Source organism: Pseudacidovorax intermedius, assembly GCF_003350475.1.
Classification (GTDB): domain Bacteria; phylum Pseudomonadota; class Gammaproteobacteria; order Burkholderiales; family Burkholderiaceae_C; genus Xenophilus; species Xenophilus intermedius.
Genome location: NZ_QQAV01000001.1, coordinates 711,244 through 732,957, shown reverse-complemented (window position 1 = coordinate 732,957; position 21,714 = coordinate 711,244). Strand labels below are relative to the sequence as shown.

Genomic DNA, 21,714 nt, shown 5'->3' with positions numbered 1-21,714 from the left:
TCTCCGGAGGATGGGGTGAATCACAGGTCCCACTGCAGCGACGCGGTGTAGGTGCGCTGCGGGTAGGGGTGGAAGTTCCAGTACTGGGCGTTGTTGAGGTTGTCGATGCCGAAGGCGGCCGAGAAGTGCCGGTCGATCTGCCAGCGCACGCGGGTGTCGACGGTGAAGTACTTGCTGGCGCCGAAGTAGGCATCGGCATTGACGTCACTGTTGTCCAGGTTGGAGTACTGGCGGCCGCTGTAGCGCGCCGCCACGGTGAAGGACCAGCGGTCGTCCGGGCGGTAGGTGGCATACACCGTAGAGCGCCAGCGCGGCACGCGCGGCTGCCACTTGCCCACGCTCGCCGGATTGGCCGCATTGGCCACGGTGCGCGAGTCAGCGAAAGTCAGGCTGCCGCCCAGGTCCAGCCCGCGCATCAGCACATCGGTGCCGGTGTAGGCCAGCTCCACGCCGGTGGTGCGAACCTTGTCCACGTTCTGCACGCGCGAGGTGGTGGTGCCGGGCACCAGCTGGCTGAAGAGCGCATCGCGCGTGGTCTCGTGGAAGAGCGTGGCGCGCAGCAGGCCGTTGCCCAGGTCCTTCTCGGCGCTGAGTTCGCCGGTCCAGGACTTCTCGGGCTTGAGCGTCGGGTCGTTGACGAAGGACAGCGTGCCACTGGTGGCACCGTACAGCTCGCCCACCGTCGGAAAGCGCACCGCGCGGCCCACGGATGCCTTGATCACCGTGTCGTCGGTCGCCTGGAAGGCGAGGGCGGCCTTGGGCGAGAGGTGCGACTCGCTGCGGCGTGCATAGCGCAGGGTGCTGGTGGCGCTGGCGCTCAGGCCGTCCTCGGCCTGCCAGTCCTCCCAGCGCAGGCCGAGCACAGCCTTCCAGCGCGGGGCGAAGCGCCAGGCGTCCTGCGCCCAGGCGCTCACGGTCTGCGTGCGGCCGCCGACGTTGCTGACCAGCGAGAGCGGGTTGACCGGCCCGTCGATCCAGCTGCCCACGACATTGTTCTTGGCGATGGCCAGCTTGTAGGCATCGCGGCCGACGCCGAAGTCCACGATGTGCGCGCCGTGCAGGCCTTGCGGTCGCCAGGTGCCCTTGGCGGCCAGCGTGTGCCAGCCGGTGCCGTCCTGGTCCTGCAGCGTGCCCGCACCGCCGTAGGCGGCCAGCGGCAGCGCCACCGTGGGCGCACGTTGCTGGTCCTTGCGGTAGTCGTACAGGCTGGCGGCGAGTTCCCAGTCGAACACGCCCTCGGTGCGGCTCTTGAGCGACAGGCCGTGCATCAGGTGCGTCTGGTCGTCGTTGGTCAGCGGGAAGGCCGTCGGCGCGAGCGTGTAGCTGCGCCCGAGGATGTTGACCGTGCCGCTGTACACCGGCAGGCCGTTGGGCCCCGTCAGGTAGCTGGCCGGGCGGCCTTCCGAACTGTTCTGCCACCAGCCCAGCGTGTAGCTGGCGCGCAGCGTCGGCGTGATGTCGTAGGCCAGCTTGAGCTTGGCCTGGTCCTGCACCGTCTGGTAGGCCGTGCCCGTGCCCAGGATGTACCAGGGTGTGTTGGTGGTGTTGAGTCCGCCCACCCAGCCCGTGACGGGCGTGCCGGCACGGCCGGGCGTGCCCGAGGCGACGGTGGCCGTGGTGAAGGTCAGCGGCTGGCCTTCGCTGCGGGTGCGGTTGAGGTGGATCCACCACGACCAGTCGCCGGCGCGGCTGCCCAGGGAGGCGCTGGTCTGCCAGCCGTTGAAGGTCTTGCTGGTGTTGTAGAGCTGGTTGGGCTGCGACGAATAGCCGGCGCTCACATGCGCTTCGAGCTTCGTCGGCATGCGCGTGACGTAGTCGACCACCGCGCCGGCCGAATTGCCCGGGTAGGCGGCCGAGAAGGGCCCGTACATCACGTCCACCCGCTCGATCTCCTCGGGCGAGACCAGGCCCCAGCGCGGCGCGAAGTTGGTGCCGTTGGCGATGCCGTTGCCCAGGTAGTTGGACAGCAGGATGCCGTCCGCATACACCGCGGACCGCGCACTGTTGCCGGTTCCCGAGGCGCGGGTCGAGAGGATCGCGTGGTTGTAGTCGCCGATGTAGCGCTTGCGCACCAGCAGGCTGGGCAGGTACTTGAGCGCGTCCTCGCTGTCGGTGGCATTGATGCGCGTGGCGATCTCCTCGCGCGTGACGCCTTCGATGGTGGTCGGGATCTGCGTGGGCAGTGAAGTGGGCTGGCCGCCGGTGACGGTGACCACGCCCAGCGACTTGACGCGCTCGGGCGTGTCGGCTGCGGTGGTGCCGGCCTGCTGCGCCCACGTGCCCAAAGGCAGGGCCAGCGGCAGCGAAAGGCCGGCGCGCAAGGCGAGCCGGGACAAGCGGGCGCGCTCGGCAGCGCGCGGGTGCAATGAAGGATTCATGGAGAGGCCTGGCATCCGCGCAGCCGATGGCCGGAGTCGGTCCGGCCCGGGCCTGCGCGGCGATCTGTGGTTCGGGTTCACGCCGGGCGTTCGGCGGTCGGACGCAGACGGCCGGCCCGCGGGGGCCGGGGCCGTCGCGCCACCGGTCAACGCGGCGGGCGAACGGGAAGGGAACAGCTCAGCGCAGTGCCGGCGGCCCGCGCGCCGGCAGGGGCGCGGCGGTGGCCGCCGCCAGGCGGGCGGCCTCGATGGGCTGCAGGGCCGCGCCCAGGGGCTGGGCCTGGGGCAGCTGCAGCAGGGGTGCCACGGGCGGCGGTGCGCCCATGGAGACGCACAGCGGGCAGTCCATGTGCGTGGCGCCCATCTCCTGGACGCCGTCGTCGGTCTTCACCACCACCTTGACGGCGCCCATCGCCGAGCAGACCAGTTCCATGGCCTGCGGATGCACCAGCGGCGAGGCGATGGCTGCACCCATCGACAGCGCGAACCACAGCAGCACCGCGCGACCGAGCAGGCCGCGGGCAAGGCGATGGAGGGTGCGTGCGAAGGAGCGCATGGGCGAGCGCGCGATTCTAGGAGTGGGCTTTGCGCGATGCGGCGGACTTTTTGTCCGAGGGTGTTGCACGGGTTCTACCCGTTCGCCCTGAGCTTGGCGAAGGGCAGAACGGCGCGCAGGCCTGCCTGCCCGCTCAGCCCGCGCCCAGCGCCGCCTCGATGTCCGCCGCGATGGACTCCGGCTTGTCCAGCGGCGCGTAGCGGCGGATCACCTGCCCGTCGCGGCCCACCAGGAACTTGGTGAAGTTCCACTTGATGGCCTGCGTGCCCAGCAGCCCCGGCTTCTCGCTTGTGAGCCACCGGTACAGCGGCGCGGCATTGGCGCCGTTGACGTCGATCTTCTCCATCATCGGAAAGCTCACGCCGTAGTTGCGCTGGCAGAAGCTGCCGATCTCCTCGGCCGAGCCGGGCTCCTGCCCGCCGAACTGGTTGCAGGGAAAGCCCAGCACCGCGAAGCCGCGGTCCTGGAAGCGGGCATGCAATGCTTCCAGCCCGCCCAACTGCGGCGTGAAGCCGCACTGGCTGGCGGTGTTGACCACCAGCACCACCTGCCCGCGGAACTCGCCCAGCGAGACCGGCGCGCCGTCCAGCCGGCGAACCTCGAAGTCGTGAAGCGTCGTCATTTGCATCTCCTCGGTCGGTGCGTATGGTTGGCCTATGGATGGCTTGCCCGTTCAGTGGGCCGCGGAGCAGGCCATGCCAATGCACCCGCGGAACCGGCTCCGCCGGGCCGCCGGGTAGGTCTTGCAGACCGCGCTGCGCCAGTGGCGCAGCTCCTCGCCAGTCTGAGAAGGTCCACCGGACCTTCTCTGTACGGGCTCGGCCCCCTGGAGGGGGGAGGCGGCTTGCGCGTAGTGAGCAAGCAACGGGGGTGGTCAATGATGCTTGTCGCTGCGCGCGATTTCTAGAAGGCGCTGCACCTCTTCGCCATGCACCTTCAGGTTGCGCTGGTGCCAGCGGCGGATGAGTTCCATGAAGCCGGCGACCACGATGCCGAAGGCGGTGATCGCGCCGAAGGCCGACAGCCCGAGGCCCGTGCAGGCGCTGTAGAAGGCCCCCAGCAGCAGGATGCAGGCCTGCTCGTTGAAGTTCTGCACGGCGATCGAACGGCCCGCGCCCATCAGGTTGTGGCCACGGTGCTGCAGCAGTGCATTCATCGGCACCACCAGGAAGCCGCCCAGGCCGCCCAGCAGGATCAAGAAGGGCACCGCCACCCACACGTTCGAGATGAAGTTCATCGCGATCACCAGCAGGCCCATGCCGATGCCCAGCGGAATCACCTGCGTCGCCATGTCCAGCCGCATGCGCACCGAGGCCACGACGGCACCCACCGCGGTCCCGATGGCCACCACGCCGGTCAGCGCCGAGGCCTGCGGCGTGCTGTAGCCCAGCGCCAGCGAGGCCCAGGCCAGCACGATGTACTTGAGGTTGCCGCCCGCGCCCCAGAAGAGCGTGGTCGTGGCCAGCGAGATCTGGCCGAGCTTGTCGCGCCACAGCCGTGCGTTGCACTGCCAGAAGTCGGGCAGCAGCGCCACGAGGTTGCCCACGAAGCTGCGGTGCGGATCGGCGCGCAGCGGACGCATGGCCACGCCGGTGTGCGGGATGCGGGTGTTGAACCAGGCGGCCAGCGCATACACCGCAATCAACACGCTGATGGCGGCTTCTGGCGGGGTGTTGATGCCGGTGTCGATCAGCGGCACATCCAGCGCCAGCAGCCGGCTGGAGACAGGCTCGCCCACCAGCAGGCCGCCGAGCACGATGCCCAGGATGATCGAGGCGATGGTCAGCCCCTCGATCCAGCCGTTGGCCTTGACGAGCTGCGAGGCGGGCAGCAGCTCGGTCAGGATGCCGTACTTGGCCGGCGAGTAGGCCGCCGCGCCCAGGCCCACCACCGCGTAGGCGGCCAGGGGGTGGCTGCCGAACAGCATCATCAGGCAGCCCACCACCTTGATGGCATTGCTGATGAACATGACCTTGCCCTTGGGCAGCGCGTCGGCGAAGGCGCCGACCAGCGGCGCCAGGGCCACATAGAAGATGGCGAAGATCGGCACCAGTGCCGCCCGTTGCCACTCCGGTGCGCCCGCGGTCCGCAGCAGTTCGACGGCAGCCACGAAGAGCGCTTGGTCGGCCAGCGACGAGAAGAACTGGGCCGACATGATGGTGTAGAAGCCGCGCTTCATCGATGGGGCTGGCTGGCCATGTGCAGGCTCGAAGCTGTATACAAAAAATCCCCGGGGTCGGGGGCCCGTGGTTATAGCACGCAGGTGCGATGCCAAAATGACCCATAACCCTGCCGCAGGCGGCCCGTCCGCGTCCGACATGGGCGTCATCCCGCTTCGACTCCTGGCCGTCCATGCCCCGCCCGATCCTCTGCACCATCCACCCCGGCGCGCTGCGCCACAACCTCGAGCGCGCTCGCCGCGGGGCGGCCCCGGCCAGCGTGTGGGCGGTGGTCAAGGCCAATGCCTACGGCCACGGCATCGAGCGGGTGTTCGAGGCCTTCCGGGCCGCCGATGGCTTCGCGCTGCTGGACCTGGCCGAGGCCGAGCGCGTGCGCGCGCTGGGCTGGCGCGGGCCCATCCTGCTGCTCGAAGGCGTGTTCGACGCCCGCGACCTGGAGCTGTGCTCGCGCCTGGGCCTGTGGCACACGGTGCACTGCGACGAGCAGATCGACTGGCTGGCCGCGCACAAGACGCAGGCGCCGCACCGCGTCTTCCTCAAGATGAACTCGGGCATGAACCGCCTGGGCTTCGCGCCAGGCCGCATGCGCGCTGCATGGACGCGCCTCACGGCCCTGCCGCAGGTGGACGAGGTCTCGCTGATGATGCATTTCAGCGATGCCGACGGCCCGCGCGGCATCGACGCGGCCATGGCCGCCTTCGATGAGGCCACGGCCGATCTGCCGGGCGAGCGCTGCATCGCCAACAGCGCCGCCGTGCTGCGCCATGCGACGCGTACCCGGGCCGACTGGGTGCGGCCGGGCATCGTGCTCTACGGCAGCGCGCCCGACTTTCCCGAGCACGACGCGGCCCACTGGCAGCTGCAGCCCGGCATGACGCTGGCCACGCGGCTCATCGGCGTGCAGTCGCTGCAGCCGGGCGACACCGTGGGCTATGGCTCCAGCTTCGTGGCCGGGCAGCCCATGCGCATCGGCATCGCCGCCGTGGGCTATGCCGACGGCTATCCGCGCCATGCGCCCACCGGCACGCCGGTGCTGGTCGATGGCGTGCGGACCCGGGTGGTGGGCCGCGTGAGCATGGACATGGTCACCGTCGACCTCACGCCCGTGCCCCAGGCCGGCTTCGGCAGCGAGGTGGTGCTGTGGGGACGCAGCGCGCAGCACGGCGCCTTGCTACCCATCGACGAGGTGGCCCGCGCCAGCGGCACCGTGGGTTACGAGCTGATGTGCGCCGTGGCGCCGCGCGTGCCGGTCGTGGTCGAAGCGCTGGAATGAAGGTCCGCTCGACCTGGCGCTCCGTGCGCCTGGAGGAATCGGCGCTGGAGCAGGCGCTGCACCGGCGCCACAGCCTGCGCATGCACGGCTGGCTGATCGGCAGCCTCGTGCTGCTCACGATGTGGGCCTGTTCGGCCCTGCTGCGGCATGGGGCCGAGGTCGATTCGCTGGCCCTGCGCTACCTGCTCACCCTGGGCGCGGGCTACCTGGCCTACCTGGGCCTGCTGCGCCTGTGGGCGCGTCGGCTGCTGGGTGAGCGGCGCGAAGGCGAAGGCGGGGACTGGGGCGATGCGTTCGACCTCCCGGGGCTCGACCTGCCGGCCGGTCGCGGTGGCGCGGGCCCATCGGTGCCCCGCGCGGGCGGCGGTGACTTCGCGGGCGCGGGGGCGCAGGGAGATTTCGCGGCACCGGCTGCGGCCGACAGCAACGCGCTGGGCGACCTGGCCTCGGGGGCGCTCGAGGCCGCCGGCGCTGCGGACGAGGGCGCCATCGTGGTGGTGCCCGTCGTCGCCGTCTTCCTGATCGGTGTGGCGCTGCTGCTGGGGGCCGGCTCGCTGCTGTGGCTGTACTTCGGCTCGGAGGCGCTGCTGGCCGTCGCGGTCGAGGTGGCCTTCTCCTATGCGGCGGTTCGCACCACCCGGCGCCTGGCCCGTGAAGGCTGGTTGATGGCCGCCGTGCGCCTGACCTGGAAGCCGCTGCTGGGTGCCCTGCTGTGCGCCGTGCTGCTGGGCGCCGCGGTCGACCGTTTCGTGCCCCAGGCCCACACGCTGCCCGAGGCGCTGCGGATCATCGCGGGCCGGCGCTAGACGGCCCCGCAACCTCGCACTCAGTACAGCCCCAGCCCGCGCGCCTGCACCCGGGCCAGGCCCAGCAGCGCATCGGTGAAGGGCGTGGCCATCCCGACGCCCTCGGCCAGTTCGCGCACGGCGCTGACCAGCGCGTCGAGCTCCACCGGCCGGCCGGCCTCCACGTCCTGCAGCATCGAGGTCTTGAAGGCGCCCAGCTTGCGCGTGACGGCATGGCGGTCCTCCGGCATCTCGGCGATGGGCACGCCGATGCGCTCGCCCACGGTGCGGGCCTCCAGCATGACGGCCGAGATGAAGCCGCGCAGCAGGTCGTCGGCCAGGATGCGGTCGGTGGTCGCGCCCGTCAGCGCGCTGATGGGGTTCACCGTCATGTTGCCCCAGAGCTTGTACCAGACGTCCTTCTGGATCTGCGGCGACACGCGGGCGTCGATGCCGCCGCGCTGCAGCAGGTCGGCCAGGCGCTGCACCCGCTCGGTCGGCTCGCCCGAGGGCTCGCCGACGATCAGGCCGTTGCCGAAGTGGTGGCGCACCACGCCGGGCCCGTCGAGCGAACAACTGGCATGCACCACGCCGCCGATCACGTGATGACCTGGAATGGCCGCGGCGATGCGCCCGTCGGGATCGACGGCCGACAGCCGCCGCCCCGCGAGCGGGCCGCCGAAGCCGCCGTCGAGGAACCACCACGGCACGCCGTTCATGGCGGTGAGCACGACGGTGTCCGGCCCCAGCAGCGGGCCGGTGCGCTCGGCCACGGCGGCGAGGGCGGGCGCCTTGACGGCGACGATCACCACGTCCTGCGGACCCAGTTCAGCGGGGTCCGCCACCGCCTTCACCGGCACGCGCGTGGCCACGCCGCCCTGGCGCACCAGCTGCAGGCCGCCCGCTTGCAATGCTTCGAGCGTGGCGCCGCGCGCCACCACGTTCAGCCGCTCGCCCGCCTGGGCCAGGGCCACGCCCAGCCAGCCGCCGATGGCGCCGGCACCGTAGATGCAGATCTTCATGGGATGGGTCCGAAAGTCGCGAAGCCGCGATGGGCGACGATGCTAGTCGCCTGGGCGGCTTCGTGCCCACGCCCGCGTAGGCGTGGCCGGACCGTGGTTGCTCAGGCGCGGTAGCCGGGGTCCAGACGGTCCACCTGCCGCACCAGCGCGTCGAAGACGTCCTGGCCAGCGCCTTGCCTGGGGTGGAACTGCAGCGCGTCGCGCTTGCATTGCTCGGCGATGGCCTCGGCCACGGGGATCGGCGTGCCCATGCTCATCGTCGCCAGCTGCACCTCGCAGGCACGCTGCAGCGTCCACAGCGTGACGAAGGCCTGCGGCAGCGTCTGGCCCCAGACCAGCAGGCCGTGGTTGCGCAGGATGACGGCCGGCTTGTCGCCGATGCTGGCCAGCAGGCGCGGGCCCTCGTCGGCATGCACCGTCACGCCTTCGAAGTCGTGGTATGCCACCCGGCCATGCAGCTGCGCAGCGTAGAAGTTGGACAGCGACAACCCGCCCTGCACGCAGGCCACCGCCATGCCGGCGGTGGTGTGGGTGTGCATCACGCAGTGGGCGCCCGGCAGCCCGTCGTGGATGGCGGCGTGCACCGTGAAGCCGGCCGGATTGACCGGATGCGCCGAGCCGTCCAGCACCCGGCCCGCCAGGTCGATCTTGACCAGGTTGCTGGCCGTGACCTCGCTGTAGTGCAGGCCGAAGGGGTTGATCAGGAACTGCTTCTCGCCGCCCGTGACGCTGTCGGGCAGCCGGACGGTGATGTGGTTGTAGATCATCTCCGTCCAGCCCAGCATGGCGAAGACGCGGTAGCAGGCCGCCAGTTCCACGCGGGCGGCCCGCTCGTCGGGATGCAGGTTGGGATGGACCAGCGACGAGGCCGGCGAGGTCATGGCGATCCGTCCCGCTGCGGCCTCATCAGGCCTCGGCCGTAAAGCCGACTTCCTTGACGATGGGGCCCCACTTGGCCGTGTCCTTCTTGATCAGCTCGGCCAGTTCGGCGGGGGTGGAGGACATGGCTTCCAGGCCGAAGGTGCCCAGGCCGTCGATCACGTCCTTCTGCGCCAGGGCGTTCTTCATGCCGGCATTCAGGCGGGCCACCAGCTCCGGGTTGGCCTTGGGCGGCAGGAAGAAGGCGAACCACTCGCTGTGGGCCATGTTGATGCCCTGCTCCATCAGCGTGGGCACGTCGGGTGCGAAGCGGCTGCGCTTGGTGCCCGAGACCGACAGGATGCGGACCTTGCCCGTGGACAGGTGCTGCGTGATGTCGCCGATGGGGCCCGACACGGCCGAGATGTTGCCGCCCAGCAGGTCCAGCATGGCCGGCTGCGTGCCGCGGTAGGCGGCGTGCTTGAGCTCGACGCCGGCGCTCTTGCCGATCAGCACGCCCACGAAGTGCGGCGTGGAGCCGGCGGCGGGCGAGCCGAAGTTGGCGCCCGTGGGGTTGGCCTTGGCCCAGGCCAGGAAGTCGGCCACGGTCTTGACGCTGGCCGGCACGGCCGGGCCCACGGCGAAGCCGAAGTCGAACACGCAGCCCAGGCTCACGGGCGTGAGGTCGGTCTGCGGGTCGTACGACAGCTTCTTGTAGATGTGCGGATAGATCGTCAGCATCGACGTGGGCGTCTGCAGCATCGTCGTGCCGTCGGCCGGGCGGGCCTTGATGTAGTTGATGGCGATCTGGCCGCCCGCGCCGGTGCGGTTGTCCACCACCACGGCCTTGGCGTAGTCGGGCTGCAGCTTCTGCGCCACGCGGCGGCAGATGGTGTCGGAGGTGCCGCCGGCCGCGAAGCCGGTGACGATGGTGGCGTTTTCCAGCGCGGCCTGGGCGAAGGCCTGCTGGCCGATGCCGGCGAGCAGCGCCGAGGCGCCCGTGGTCTGCAGCAGGTGGCGGCGGGTGATCTGCATGGGATGTCTCCGGAACGAGAGGAAAAAAACGGGCGCGACGCGCCCGGTGGATGGCCGACATTGTTCCAGCGCGTCCCGCCATCGGACCTTCTGGTTTACGCGAGCCCCGGGGCCGCGCGATGGGGGTCCCTACACTCGACCGATGGCCAAGGACAAGACCCAGTACGTGTGCAGCGAATGTGGAGGCACCAGCCCCAAGTGGCTCGGCAAATGCCCCTCCTGCGGCGCGTGGAACTCGCTGGTCGAGCAGGCGCCGGCCGCGGCGCCTGGCGCGGCGCAGAACCGCTTCGGCAACACCTTCGCCGCGCTGGGCGGCGCCTCCGAGCTGGCGGTGCTGGCCGAGATCGAGGCCACCGACGTGGCGCGCACGGCCACCGGCCTGGAAGAGCTGGATCGCGTGCTCGGCGGCGGCATCGTGCCGGGCGGCGTGACGCTGATCGGCGGCGACCCGGGCATCGGCAAGTCGACCCTGCTGCTGCAGGCGGCCGACGCGCTGCAGAACGCCGGGCAGATCGCCCTGTACGTGACCGGCGAGGAAAGCGGCGCCCAGGTGGCGCTGCGCGCCCACCGGCTGGGGCTCGAGCGCTCGCAGGTGCAGCTGATGGCCGAGATCCAGCTGGAGAAGATCCTCGCCACGCTCGATGCGCACCGGCCCGCCATCGCGATCATCGACTCGATCCAGACCGTGTATTCCGACCAGCTCACTTCGGCGCCCGGCTCGGTGGCGCAGGTGCGCGAATGCGCCGCGCACCTGACGCGCTTCGCGAAGGCCAGCGGCACCGCGGTGGTGCTGGTGGGCCATGTGACCAAGGAAGGTGCGCTGGCCGGTCCGCGCGTGCTGGAGCACATGGTGGACACGGTGCTGTACTTCGAGGGCGACACGCATTCCAGCTTCCGCCTGGTGCGCGCCATCAAGAACCGTTTTGGCGCCGTCAACGAGATCGGCGTCTTCGCCATGACCGAGCGCGGCCTGCGCGGCGTGGCCAACCCGAGCGCCATCTTCCTGAGTCAGCATGCGCAGCCGGTGCCCGGCAGCGTGGTGCTGGTGACGCTGGAGGGCACACGGCCGATGCTGGTGGAGATCCAGGCGCTGGTGGACGACGGCGGCCCGAGCCCGCGTCGCCTGTCGGTGGGCCTGGAGCGCGACCGCCTGGCCATGCTGCTGGCGGTGCTGCACCGCCATGCGGGCGTGGCCAGCATGGACCAGGACGTGTTCGTCAACGCCGTGGGCGGCGTGCGCATCACCGAGCCGGCGGCCGACCTGGCGGTGATGCTGGCCATCAGCTCCAGCCTGCGCGGCAAGGCGCTGCCCAAGGGCTTCGTGGCCTTCGGCGAGGTTGGCCTGGCCGGCGAAGTGCGGCCCGCGCCCCGCGGACAGGAGCGGCTGCGCGAGGCGGCCAAGCTGGGCTTCTCGGTGGCGCTGGTGCCCAAGGCCAATGCGCCGAAGAAGCCCATCGAGGGGCTGACCATCCATGCCGTCGACCGGGTGGACGAGGCAATGGCGGTGGTGCGGCAGCTGGACTGAGTCTTCCGGCGTGAAGACACGCGCCGGAGCCGAATCGGCCGCCGGCAGTAACGCTGAACCGCGTCCGGCCTGCGTGCTGCGCGGCTTGCACCTACAGACACACCGGATGCTCGCCGACTAGAATCCGCGCCTTCGTTTCGCCCTATCCGGCCATCCGCGCCGGTAGTCTGGGCTCCGGGGCGGCCCGACTGCCGCCTGCCCCTCGTCCGTGGACAGGAATCGCATCGCCGGGTGCGGTGCCATGACCCGCGGGTGTTTCATCCATCAGCGCCCTGGCCGCCGTGCTCCATGCATGGCGACCGCCTCGACGGCGTCTCCCATCGGAGGCGCTGGAGTGAGCAGGCGCACCGATCGAGGAGGAGTGCGCCATGCAACTCATCGTTTCCGCGGCCATCATCGGGGCCGTGGTGCTCTGGGGCCTGATCTCGCCCCGCACACTGGACAGCGTCTTCGGCACGCTGCTTTCGGACATCACCCGCACCTTCGGCTGGTTCTACCTGTGGGTGGTGTTGGGCCTGGTGCTGCTGGCCTTCTTCCTGGCCGTGAGCCGCTATGGCGACCTCAAGCTCGGCGACGAGGACGACGAGCCCGAGTTCTCGGTGGGCGCCTGGTTCTCGATGCTGTTCGCCGCCGGCATGGGCATCGGCCTCGTGTTCTGGGGCGTGGCCGAACCGGTGTCGCACTACGTCACGCCGCCGCCGGGCATCGCGCCCAACACGGCGGACGCCGCAGGTGCGGCCATGCGTTATTCCTTCTTCCACTGGGGCTTCCATCCCTGGGCCATCTACGGCATCGTGGGTCTGGCGATCAGCTTCTTCACCTTCCGGCGCAAGGCGCTGCCCCTGGTGAGTTCCGCGACGGAGGCACTGCCCTGGAGCTGGGCCAAGCGGCTGTCGCCGGTGGTCAATGTCCTGGCCGTGGTGGCCACGGCCTTCGGCGTCGCCGCCTCGCTGGGCATGGGCGCCACGCAGATCGGCGCCGGGCTGCAGCAGGCCTTCGGCCTGCCCGACAGCCAGTGGACGGAGTCGGCCATCATCGTGGTGACCACGGTGCTGTTCATCACCTCGGCCGTGAGCGGCGTGGAGCGGGGCGTGAAGTGGCTGTCCATCGGCAACCTGATCGTGGCGGGCCTTCTCGCCTTGGTGGTGCTGTGCCTGGGACCGACCATCGCCATCATCGACACCTTCACGGCGACGCTGGGCTCCTACCTCAGCGACTTCGTGCGCATGAGCCTGCGCATGACGCCCTTCCGCGAGAGCTCGTGGATCGGCGACTGGACCATCTTCTACTGGGCCTGGTGGCTGGCCTGGTCGCCCTTCGTGGGCCTGTTCATCGCGCGGGTCTCGCGCGGGCGCACGGTGCGTCAGTTCCTGGTGGGCACGGTGCTGGCGCCCAGTCTGGTGGGCTTCGCGTGGTTCGCGGTCTTCGGCGGAACGGCGCTCAACTTCGAGATCTTCCGCGGCGTGCCGCTGGCCGAAGCCGTGGCCTCGAACGTGTCGAGCGCGATGTTCGTGATGTTTGACGCCATGCCGGGCGGCGCCATCCTGTCCGTGGTGGCCACCCTCCTGGTGTTCGTCTTCTTCGTCACCTCGGGCGATTCGGCCACGCTGGTGCTGGGCACCATGAGCACGCAGGGCAATCCCAACCCGCCCAACCGGATCAAGATCACCTGGGGCGTGCTGGTGGCGGCCATTGCATTGAGCCTGTTGCTGGCCGGCGGGCTGAGTGCGGTGCAGACGGCCACCATCGTCTTCGCACTGCCCTTTGCGGTGGTGCTGGTGCTGATGGCGATCTCGGTGACCCTGGCGATCCGCCACGACTGGGAGGAAGAGCAGAAACGCGAGCGCGCCCTGCGCCGGCGCATGCGCGAGATGGTCCGCTGATCCGGGTTGACCCGGAGTTGCGGGCTGCGGATGTCCGCAATGCGGCCCGGCGGCGGGAGCAGGGACAATCCGCCGCCATGACTCTCTCGAAAATCCTCGTCCCGGTCGCGGGACTGGCCCTGTTGGTGATCGGCTGGCGCAGCTATGGCCTGGCGGGTGTCGTCGGCGTGGCCGGCGGCATCATGATGTTCCTGCTGCTGCACTTCACCCGCACGATGACGGTGCTTCGCCGCGCTGGCAACCGGCCGATGGGCTATGTGGACAGCGCCGTGATGCTCAATGCCAAGCTCAAGCCGCGCATGACGCTGCTGCACGTGATCGCCATGACCCGCTCGATCGGCGCCGCGCAGACGCCCGAAGGCGTGCAGCCCGAAGTCTTCCGCTGGACCGACAACAGCGAGTCCTATGTGGACGCGACCTTCCACGAAGGAAAGCTGCGGGAATGGAAGCTGACGCGGCCGGTGCAGGTGGAGGAGGCCCTGGCCGAGCCTGCGGCGCCGGCCGCTGCAGGCGCCCCGACAGAGGCAGCGCCGGACCTTCGCTGAGCTGGCGCGTCTCCGAAAGGCGTGGCGGATGGCCGGCACGTCTTCAGCAACGGATGACGTGTGACTGGCGCCCTCGCCCGTGAGGGCAGAAGCGCCCACTCATCAGAACGGTGGGCCGTCGTCGTCTGCCGCGGCGACCGTCGCAGCCGTCGGTGTCGCGGCCTTCGCTGCCGGGGCCGCCGTCTGCGATTCGGCCTGCGGCGCCGCCGGCGATGCCGGTACCGCAGCCGCCATCCCCGGCTCCATCTCGCCGCCCAGCGCCTCCAGCAGCGCCGGCAACAGCTGGCCCAGCTCGCCGGTCACGATGGCGGCATCGGTGTCGAAGCCCTCGTCCTTGGCCTGCGCATCGCTGCCGGCCCCATCGAACACGCCTTCCAGGAACTGCAGCTTGCGCAGCTGCATGCCCTCGGTCAGCTCGAACGACACGCGGTCCTCCCAGGTGAGCGCCAGGCGCGTCGGCCGCTTGCCCTGGGCGATGTGTTCGCGCACCTCCTCGATGTCGAGCGGATGCTTGGCATAGCGCACGACGGCCTTGGAATCGTCCGTGGCCTTGAGCTCGCAGTCGCGGTCGATGGAGAAGCCCGCCGGCGGCTCCTGCGTGGCCAGCCAGCCGGCCATGGCGCTGCCGGGCTCCACCTGCGTGTGGAAGGCCGACACGCCGAAGCCGTCCAGCGCCTTCACCAGGGCCGTCACCACGCCGTCGGCGCGGGCCTGGTTGGAGGTGTCGAGCGTCAGCCGGCGGGCCGTGGGGTCGATCCACACGGCGATGCGCGCGTGACGGGTGAAGGCCATGGGCAGCAGCTCCTGGGTGATGTCTTCCTTGAGCTGCTTCTTCTCCTTCTTGCCGGGCTGGCGGCCGGTCTGCTGCTCGATCTGCGCGCAGCGCTCGTCCAGCTTGCGGCGCACCACCGAGGCGGGCAGCGTCTTGCTCTCGACCATGTATTCGAGCAGCCACTGGCCGCCGACCGACTCCAGCAGCGGGCCCTCGGCCTGGCCGCGCGGCTCGACCCAGCCGGCGGACGATTCCTGCGTCGCGCCGCAGGGCACGAAGCGCTCCTTCTCCAGCTGCTGCTGGGCGGCGTCGAAGTCGGGCGCCCAGGCGGGCTCGATGCGGAAGCTGATGACGTTCTTGAAACGGGGCACGGCAGGTCGGCGGGAAAAACGCGAAGCGGGCGATTGTGCGTGCGCCGTGTGCCCGGCACCGCCCGCGGCGCCTGTAAGCCCGAGTAAAAGCCAGGGCGGGTCGGCACCTTAAAATCGCCGGCTCCCCGCATTTCTCCCTGCAAGGACAAGCAAGACATGAGCGCGATCCCCTCGCTGGCCGACCGTGACGGCAAGATCTGGATGGACGGTGAACTCGTCGACTGGCGCGACGCGAAGATCCATGTGCTGACCCACACGCTGCACTACGGCTGCGGCGCCTTCGAAGGGGTGCGGGCCTACAACACCGTCGACGGCACCGCCATCTTCCGCCTCGAAGAGCACACCGAGCGCCTCTACAACAGCGCCAAGATCCTGCGCATGAACATCCCGTTCAGCAAGGAGCAACTCAACGAGGCGCAGAAGGAAGTGGTGCGGGCCAACAAGCTCGAAAGCTGCTACCTGCGCCCGCTGGTCTGGATCGGCTCCGAGAAGCTGGGCGTGAGCCCCAAGGGCAACACCATCCACGCCATGGTCGCGGCCTGGGCCTGGGGCGCCTACCTGGGCGAAGAGGGCCTCAAGCGTGGCATCCGCGTCAAGACCAGCAGCTACACCCGCCACCACGTCAACATCACGATGACGCAGGCCAAGGCGGTCTCCAACTACAGCAACTCCATCCTGGCCAACATGGAAGCCACGGAAGACGGCTACGACGAGGCCCTGCTGCTGGACGCCGCCGGCTTCGTCTCCGAAGGCGCGGGCGAGAACATCTTCGTGGTCAAGAGCGGCGTGATCTACACGCCCGACCTGTCGGCCGGCGCGCTCAACGGCATCACGCGCAACACCATCCTGCACATCGCCAAGGACCTCGGCATCGAGGTGGTGCAGAAGCGCATCACCCGCGACGAGGTCTACATTGCCGACGAGGCCTTCTTCACCGGCACCGCCGCCGAAGTCACGCCCATCCGCGAGCTGGACCGGGTGCAGATCGGCATCGGCAGCCGCGGCCCCGTGACCGAGAAGGTGCAGAACGCCTTCTTCGACATCGTCAACGGCCGCAATCCCAAGTACGCCCACTGGCTCACCAAGGTCTGATCGCCATGTCCACTTCCGCCGTCGTCGAACTCGCCGCCAAGGACCTGAACCACCAGGGCGGCGTCTTCTGTCCCAGCCCCAAGGCCGACATGAAGCTGTGGAACACCCATCCCAAGGTGTACCTGGATGTTGCCCGCACGGGCGAGGCCAAGTGCCCGTACTGCGGCACGCTGTACCGCCTGAAGGCGGGCGAGGTGGTGGCCGGCGGCCACTGAGGCCCGCATCGCCTTGGGCCCCTGGCCGGGCCCGGCCCCTTGAATGAAACAAGGCCGCCTGAAGTCCCGGGCGGCCTTGTCGTTTGTGGCGTCGCAATCAGTCCGTGGCGGTGCCTCGCCAGCGCCGCGGCAGCACCTCCTGCCACGCGCGCGCTGGCTCGCGCGCCAGGCGCAGGAACACCATCGCCACCCACAGCAGCGACAGCCCGATCTGCGCGTCGCGCAGCGCCGAGTTGACGCAGCTGGCCAGCAGCGCGATGAGCGTGGCGGCGAAGGCCACGCGCCCGGCCAGATCGGGCCGCTTCCAGGCCTGCCACACGGCGCACAGCATCACGGCCAGCAGCGCGGCCACGCCGGGCAGACCGGTCTGCGAGCCCATCCACAGGAAGTCGTTGTGCGGCATGTTGTAGTTGGCCAGCAGTGCCGGGCCGCGCTCGCGCCAGATCTGGTTCCAGGCGCCGATGCCCCATCCGGCCAGCGGCTGGTCGGCGATCATGCGGCCGGTGACGGTGTACATGTGGTAGCGCACCACCCAGCTGCCCTCGGAGACGGCGCCCGCGCGCGCAGCCTCGATCTCCGACACACCCTGGGCCAGCTTCTGCTCGACCATGGGCGGCGCCTCCCGCAACGCGAGGCCCAGCACCACCACCACGGCCGCCAGCGCCAAGGCCATGCCGCGCCAGTGGCTGCGCCACTGGTGCACGCACAGCAGCGGCAGCACGACCAGCATGGCCAGCAGCGAGGTGCGCGAAGGCAGGTTCCAGTTGACGATGAAGACCGTCACCGCCGTCAGCGCGAAGCCGGCCACCGCGCGGTAAGGCCGGTGCTCCACCAGGCGCTGCAGCGCCCATGCGGCCGAGGCGGCGCCCAGCACGGTGTAGAGCAGCGCATCGTTGATCGACTTGTTGCCCACCAGCATGATCATCGGCTTGAGCACGCCCATGGGCGGCATCACGCCGAACTTCAGCAGGATGAAGTAGAAGACCGCCGTGTAGGCGATGTTGAAGAAGGCGATGCCCAGGAAGCCGCGCATCGCCCATACCGCCTCCTCGCGGGTGAGCATCAGGGCCAGCAGGATGGTCAGCGGGATGCGGATGCCATGCCAAAGGTTGACGCCGGTCTCGGCATAGTGCGGCCCGATGACCAGCACGACCAGTTGCCAGAGCACCAGCGCCGCCAAGGGCCAGCGCAGCGGATGGGCCATCAGGCGCTGCACGCGCTCGCGCCAGTCGCCTGCCACCAGCATCGTCGCCAGCAGCAGCAGGAAGGCCATGTAGTTCAGGCCCACCGGCATGAAGACCACCGCGCCCCACAGGCAGGCGGCGGCGCGGGGAAGAAGGGGAAGGCGCATCGGAATGGTTGGTTGGTCGCGGCGTCGGCCCGCGCGGGCCGCCAGGCAGCACAGGGACGCGGGGGGCCGGAGAAAGGCTGCCGATTCTAGGAAGCGACCGTGGCAGGATCGTGCAGACCCTGCCGGCGGCCCGTCGGGCGCGTGTCAGGCGGGCCGTGGCAGCCGGATGGTGAAGCGGGCGCCGCCCGCCGGGCTGCGCGTGCAGCGCACCCCGCCGCCATGCCGTTCCGCAATGGACTTGACCAGCGCCAACCCCAGGCCTACGCCGCCGTCGCGCTCGCTGGCACCGGGCAGGCGGTAGAAGGGCTCGAAGATGCGCTCGCGCAGCGCCTCGGGCACGCCGGGGCCCTGGTCGTCCACATGCAGCAGCGCCCAGCCCGGCTCGGACGCCAGCTCGACAGCCACCGTGCCGCTGCCGCCATGCCGGCGCGCATTCTCCAGCAGGTTGCGCAGGGCCCGGCGCAGCAGGCGCGACACCCCATGCACCGTCACCGCGTCCAGTGCCGTGCCCTCGGCCAGGCCCAGGTCGGCATCCACGCGGGCGCATTCCTCGGCGGCCAGGCCCATCAGGTCCACCGTCTCGATGGTGCCGACGTCGGCCTCGCGGGCGTCGAGGCGGCTGGCCAGCAGGATCTCGTCGATCAGCTGGTCCAGCTCGGCGATGTTGCGCGAGATCTCGGCGCGGGCCGCGCTGTTGGCCTGGGGGCCCATCAGTTCCAGCCCCATGCGGATGCGCGCCAGCGGCGAGCGCAGCTCATGGGAGGCATTGGCCAGCAGCGACTTGTGCGAGCGCACCAGCTGCTCCACGCGGGTGGCGGCATCGTTGAAACGGCGGGCCAGGTCGGCCACCTCGTCCTCGCCGCGGTCGTCGACGCGCACCGAGAGGTCGCCTTCGCCGAAGCGCTGCACGCTGCGCTGCAGGCCTTCGAGGCGCAGCGTCAGCCGGCGCACGATGGGGTACAGCCCCAGGCCGGTGGCCAGGCCGACCATGCCCAGCAGCCAGAAGATGCCGGTATGCGGATGGAGCCAGGGCGGCGGCGTGGGCCGGCGGTCGATGCGCGGGCCCAGTTCCATGGTGAACTGCTGCCCGTTGTCCAGCGAGATGGCGAATTCCAGCGGCTCGCCCGGCCGGCTGGTGCGCACCGACTTGCCGTTGGCAAAGGCGTTGTTCTGCGTGTCTCGCAGCGTCACGTCGCGCGGCAGCGGGGCGCTGCGCTGGTCGTCCGCCACCTTCCAGGCCCAGCCCGCCGCCATCACGACCACGGCCACGCCGGCCAGCACGGCCAGCCAGATGCGTACGTAGAGATGGCGGGTGAACAGGCCGACCATGAGCCGTTGCTAGTCCTGTTGCTTGGCGAAGACGTAGCCGACGCCGCGCACGGTGAGGATGCGCTTGGGATTCTTGGGGTCGGCCTCGATGGCGGCGCGGATGCGGCCCATGTGCACGTCGATGGAACGGTCGAAGGCTTCCAATTCACGGCCGCGCACGGCCTCCATGATCTGGTCGCGCGTGAGCACCCGGCCGGCGCGCTCGGCCATCGCCACCAGCAGGTCGAACTGGTAGGAGGTGAGTTCGGCCGTCTGGCCGGCGACGGTCACGGTGCGAGCATCGCGGTCGATTTCCAGTGAGCCGAAGCGCATGCCGCGCGCCGGCTCGGGCCCGGCCGCCAGGCCGCCCTCGCCGCGCCGGCGCAGCACGGCGCGGATGCGGGCCAGCAGCTCGCGCGGCTCGAAGGGCTTGGGCAGGTAGTCGTCGGCGCCCAGCTCCAGGCCGATGATGCGGTCCATGGGGTCGCCCTTGGCCGTGAGCATCAGCACCGGCACCTTGCCGGCGGCGCCGGGCAGGGCGCGGATGCGGCGGCACAGGTCCAGGCCGTCGGCGTCCGGCAGCATGAGGTCGAGGATGACGAGGTCAGGCAGTTGCTGCTCCAGCGCTGCCATGCCGCGCGCGCCGTCGCCGGCATGGCTGACGGCGAAACCGGACTGGGCCAGGTACTCGACGACCATCTGCGCCAGGCGCTGGTCGTCCTCGATCATGAGCAGCTGTGGGGTCGTCATGGTGAAGGGAATGCTCGCAGCCCGCCGGCAAGGGCGGTTGAAGTCTTCGTAAAGTTGGGTAAACCGTGATGGCCGCACGCCGGGCCGGCGGCGCATGGACCGCCACGCGCCACGCGCATCGCGGCCGTGGCGACCGGCAGCGCCGCGCAGGCGCTCCCGGGTCAGGCGGTCGCCGGCACGCGTGCCAACTGCTCGAACAGCATCGGCGCTGCGTCGCGGTCGATGGGCGTGCGCGGCATCGGCTGGGCCAGCAGTGCCGCCAGCGCCGCGTCGTCCAGGCGGGGATGCTGCGCCAGCGCCTGTGCGTGGATCTGGTGGGCCAGCGTGCGCAACTGCGCCACGCAGGCACGCAGGCGGGCCTGGAAGGCGATCGCGTCGGGCAGTGCATCGCGCAGGCTGGCGTTGAGTTCGGCAAACCACGGCAGCGCCGCCTGGTCGAGCATGCGGGCCGGATTGCGGCGCTCGCTCACCGACGACCAGGCGCGCAGGAAGCCTTGCATCGCGATGTTCAGCTGCTGGCAGTGCTGCAGTTCCTCGCGCAGGTTGCCCAGCGTGGCGACGTCGGTGAGCCGCTCGTGGAAGAACAGCTGCGACAGCACGCCCCAGTAGTAGGTGTAGTCCCAAACCACCTTCACCGGCAACACCTCGGGGTCGCCGAACAGCCCGTATTGCCCCTGGTAGAGCGCCAGCGTGCTGTCGTAGAAGGAGTGATAGATGTGGTCGTACAGCTGCGCGCGCGCCTGCACCGAGCGGCCCCCCCGGTCGTGCGTGATGAGGTCGCAGATGAAGGTGTTGCTCATCGCGATGAAGTCGCTGCCGGGCGAGTAGAACGGGTCGAGGAACAGCCCCGCCTCGCCCGTCAGCGCCCAGCGCTCGCCGCTGAAGACCTGCTTGCAGCCATAGGAGAACTTGCGCATGAAGGCGAAGTCCTGCAGCTTGTCGCGCTGGCCGTCGAGCACGTCGAAGAGCACGGGCTGGTGCTCGGCCAGCCAGTCCATGGCCTTGTCGAAGCTGTCCATGCGCTCCAGCGGATGGAAGGCCGGGTCGGCCACGATGCCGACCGAGTGGGAGCCCGAGGCCAGCGGAATCAGCCACACCCAGTAGCCCGCCCCCACCAGGTGGTTGGTCGACAGCCAGCGCGCGGCCGGGGTGCAGCGGGCGCGCCACGCCGGGTCCTGCCCCCAGTCGTCCAGCATGAGCCGGTTGCCGATGCGGAACCACACGGCATGGGCCTGGTGGTCGTTGGGCTGAACCAGGCCCAGCTGGCGCTTGAGCAGGCCGGCGCGGCCGCAGGCGTCCACCATCCAGCGGCATTGCGCGGCATGGGGCTCGCCGGCCTCGGTCCATTCGATGCGGTGCAGGCCCTGCGGGGACGGGTCCAGCGCCATGCGGCGGACCAGGGCGTTGTCGACAAAGCGCACGCCCTGGGCAGCGGCCACCTCGGCCAGGTGGTTCTCGAAGATGCCCCGGTCGATCTGGTAGCTGGGAATGGCCAGCGGGCGGCTGGCGCCCACCTCGGTCACGGCGTCCAGGTCGCGCCGGCCTTCGGAGAAGAAGAAGCGGAAGCCGAACTTGCGCAGCTGTGCCTCGTCCAGGTGCTGCTTGAGGCCCAGTACCGTGTCGAAGTAATGGGCGCCGATCTCCACCGACGATTCGCCCACCTTGTGCGTGGCATGCGGCACCGGGTGGCTGCGGCGCTCGAGCACCAGCACGTCGATGTCGCCGAAGCGCCGTTTGAGCTGCAGCGCCAGCGTGAGTCCTGCCAGGCCGCCCCCCATGATGATGACGTCGTGGGTGGCAGGCGTGGGGTGCATG

Annotated in this window: 19 protein-coding genes; 7 read left to right on the top strand and 12 right to left on the bottom strand. The window is 70.1% G+C overall.

All coding sequences use genetic code 11. From position 1 onward, the window contains the following. Positions 1 to 20: 20 nt before the first annotated feature. From DFR41_RS03205 to lplT, 4 genes are all read right to left on the bottom strand, one after another. The gene (locus DFR41_RS03205) at positions 21 to 2,378 is read right to left on the bottom strand and encodes a TonB-dependent receptor (RefSeq protein ID WP_114801663.1); all 2,358 of its coding nucleotides are present in this window, start codon (positions 2,376 to 2,378) and stop codon (positions 21 to 23) included. 178 nt (positions 2,379 to 2,556) lie between these two features. Then, positions 2,557 to 2,934: a DUF2946 family protein gene (locus tag DFR41_RS03200; protein ID WP_114801662.1), complete on the bottom strand. Its 378-nt coding sequence runs from the start codon at positions 2,932 to 2,934 to the stop codon at positions 2,557 to 2,559. Between the two features lie 133 nt (positions 2,935 to 3,067). Then, positions 3,068 to 3,556, bottom strand: a complete 489-nt coding sequence (locus tag DFR41_RS03195; RefSeq protein WP_017758052.1) for a glutathione peroxidase — start codon at positions 3,554 to 3,556, stop codon at positions 3,068 to 3,070. Between the two features lie 252 nt (positions 3,557 to 3,808). Next, on the bottom strand, positions 3,809 to 5,113 hold the full coding sequence (gene lplT, locus DFR41_RS03190) for a lysophospholipid transporter LplT (protein WP_114801661.1): 1,305 nt from the start codon (positions 5,111 to 5,113) through the stop codon (positions 3,809 to 3,811). A gap of 173 nt (positions 5,114 to 5,286) precedes the next feature. On the opposite strand from lplT, the gene alr reads away from it, so the two are divergent. Both alr and DFR41_RS03180 read left to right on the top strand, forming a co-directional pair. Continuing rightward, positions 5,287 to 6,387, top strand: coding sequence for an alanine racemase (alr, locus tag DFR41_RS03185; protein ID WP_017757939.1), 1,101 nt, complete (start codon positions 5,287 to 5,289; stop codon positions 6,385 to 6,387). Continuing rightward, complete coding sequence (locus DFR41_RS03180) at positions 6,384 to 7,193, top strand: hypothetical protein (RefSeq protein ID WP_114801660.1); 810 nt, start codon at positions 6,384 to 6,386, stop codon at positions 7,191 to 7,193. The genes alr and DFR41_RS03180 overlap by 4 nt, the downstream gene beginning before the upstream one ends. A 20-nt stretch (positions 7,194 to 7,213) precedes the next feature. Here the strand turns inward: DFR41_RS03180 and DFR41_RS03175 are convergent, their stop codons facing one another. The 3 genes from DFR41_RS03175 to DFR41_RS03165 form a co-directional block, all read right to left on the bottom strand. Continuing rightward, positions 7,214 to 8,194 (bottom strand): 2-dehydropantoate 2-reductase, encoded by a 981-nt coding sequence (locus DFR41_RS03175; protein ID WP_114801659.1) that lies wholly within the window; start codon positions 8,192 to 8,194, stop codon positions 7,214 to 7,216. 101 nt (positions 8,195 to 8,295) lie between these two features. Further along, positions 8,296 to 9,075 (bottom strand): class II aldolase/adducin family protein, encoded by a 780-nt coding sequence (locus DFR41_RS03170; protein WP_114801658.1) that lies wholly within the window; start codon positions 9,073 to 9,075, stop codon positions 8,296 to 8,298. 25 nt (positions 9,076 to 9,100) lie between these two features. Then, positions 9,101 to 10,087: a Bug family tripartite tricarboxylate transporter substrate binding protein gene (locus DFR41_RS03165; protein WP_017758885.1), complete on the bottom strand. Its 987-nt coding sequence runs from the start codon at positions 10,085 to 10,087 to the stop codon at positions 9,101 to 9,103. A 142-nt stretch (positions 10,088 to 10,229) separates the two neighbouring features. On the opposite strand from DFR41_RS03165, the gene radA reads away from it, so the two are divergent. The 3 genes from radA (at position 10,230) to DFR41_RS03150 (ending at position 14,040) form a co-directional block, all read left to right on the top strand. Beyond that, positions 10,230 to 11,612 (top strand): DNA repair protein RadA, encoded by a 1,383-nt coding sequence (radA, locus tag DFR41_RS03160; RefSeq protein WP_114801657.1) that lies wholly within the window; start codon positions 10,230 to 10,232, stop codon positions 11,610 to 11,612. Between the two features lie 368 nt (positions 11,613 to 11,980). Next, the gene (locus DFR41_RS03155; protein ID WP_114801656.1) at positions 11,981 to 13,495 is read left to right on the top strand and encodes a BCCT family transporter; all 1,515 of its coding nucleotides are present in this window, start codon (positions 11,981 to 11,983) and stop codon (positions 13,493 to 13,495) included. A gap of 77 nt (positions 13,496 to 13,572) precedes the next feature. Further along, positions 13,573 to 14,040 carry a glycerate kinase gene (locus DFR41_RS03150; protein ID WP_114801655.1) on the top strand — a complete coding sequence of 156 codons (468 nt, stop codon included), beginning with the start codon at positions 13,573 to 13,575 and terminating at the stop codon, positions 14,038 to 14,040. A 102-nt stretch (positions 14,041 to 14,142) separates the two neighbouring features. On the opposite strand, the gene DFR41_RS03145 is transcribed toward DFR41_RS03150, so the two are convergent. Continuing rightward, a complete protein-coding gene (locus DFR41_RS03145) occupies positions 14,143 to 15,183 on the bottom strand; it encodes a recombination-associated protein RdgC (RefSeq protein WP_114801654.1) in 1,041 nt (346 codons plus the stop codon). Between the two features lie 156 nt (positions 15,184 to 15,339). On the opposite strand from DFR41_RS03145, the gene DFR41_RS03140 reads away from it, so the two are divergent. Together DFR41_RS03140 and DFR41_RS03135 are read left to right on the top strand one after the other, a co-directional pair. After that, entirely contained in the window at positions 15,340 to 16,275 is a 936-nt protein-coding gene (locus tag DFR41_RS03140; protein ID WP_114801653.1) for a branched-chain amino acid transaminase, read from the top strand. A 5-nt stretch (positions 16,276 to 16,280) separates the two neighbouring features. Next, on the top strand, positions 16,281 to 16,490 hold the full coding sequence (locus DFR41_RS03135) for a zinc-finger domain-containing protein (RefSeq protein ID WP_017758891.1): 210 nt from the start codon (positions 16,281 to 16,283) through the stop codon (positions 16,488 to 16,490). 97 nt (positions 16,491 to 16,587) lie between these two features. On the opposite strand, the gene DFR41_RS03130 is transcribed toward DFR41_RS03135, so the two are convergent. The 4 genes from DFR41_RS03130 to DFR41_RS03115 form a co-directional block, all read right to left on the bottom strand. Beyond that, the gene (locus DFR41_RS03130; RefSeq protein ID WP_114801652.1) at positions 16,588 to 17,841 is read right to left on the bottom strand and encodes an O-antigen ligase family protein; all 1,254 of its coding nucleotides are present in this window, start codon (positions 17,839 to 17,841) and stop codon (positions 16,588 to 16,590) included. Between the two features lie 144 nt (positions 17,842 to 17,985). Beyond that, positions 17,986 to 19,170, bottom strand: coding sequence for an ATP-binding protein (locus DFR41_RS03125; RefSeq protein WP_017758893.1), 1,185 nt, complete (start codon positions 19,168 to 19,170; stop codon positions 17,986 to 17,988). 9 nt (positions 19,171 to 19,179) lie between these two features. Continuing rightward, entirely contained in the window at positions 19,180 to 19,899 is a 720-nt protein-coding gene (locus tag DFR41_RS03120; RefSeq protein ID WP_114801651.1) for a response regulator, read from the bottom strand. A gap of 161 nt (positions 19,900 to 20,060) precedes the next feature. Next, the gene (locus DFR41_RS03115) at positions 20,061 to 21,713 is read right to left on the bottom strand and encodes an NAD(P)/FAD-dependent oxidoreductase (protein WP_114801650.1); all 1,653 of its coding nucleotides are present in this window, start codon (positions 21,711 to 21,713) and stop codon (positions 20,061 to 20,063) included. Position 21,714 lies beyond the last annotated feature (1 nt).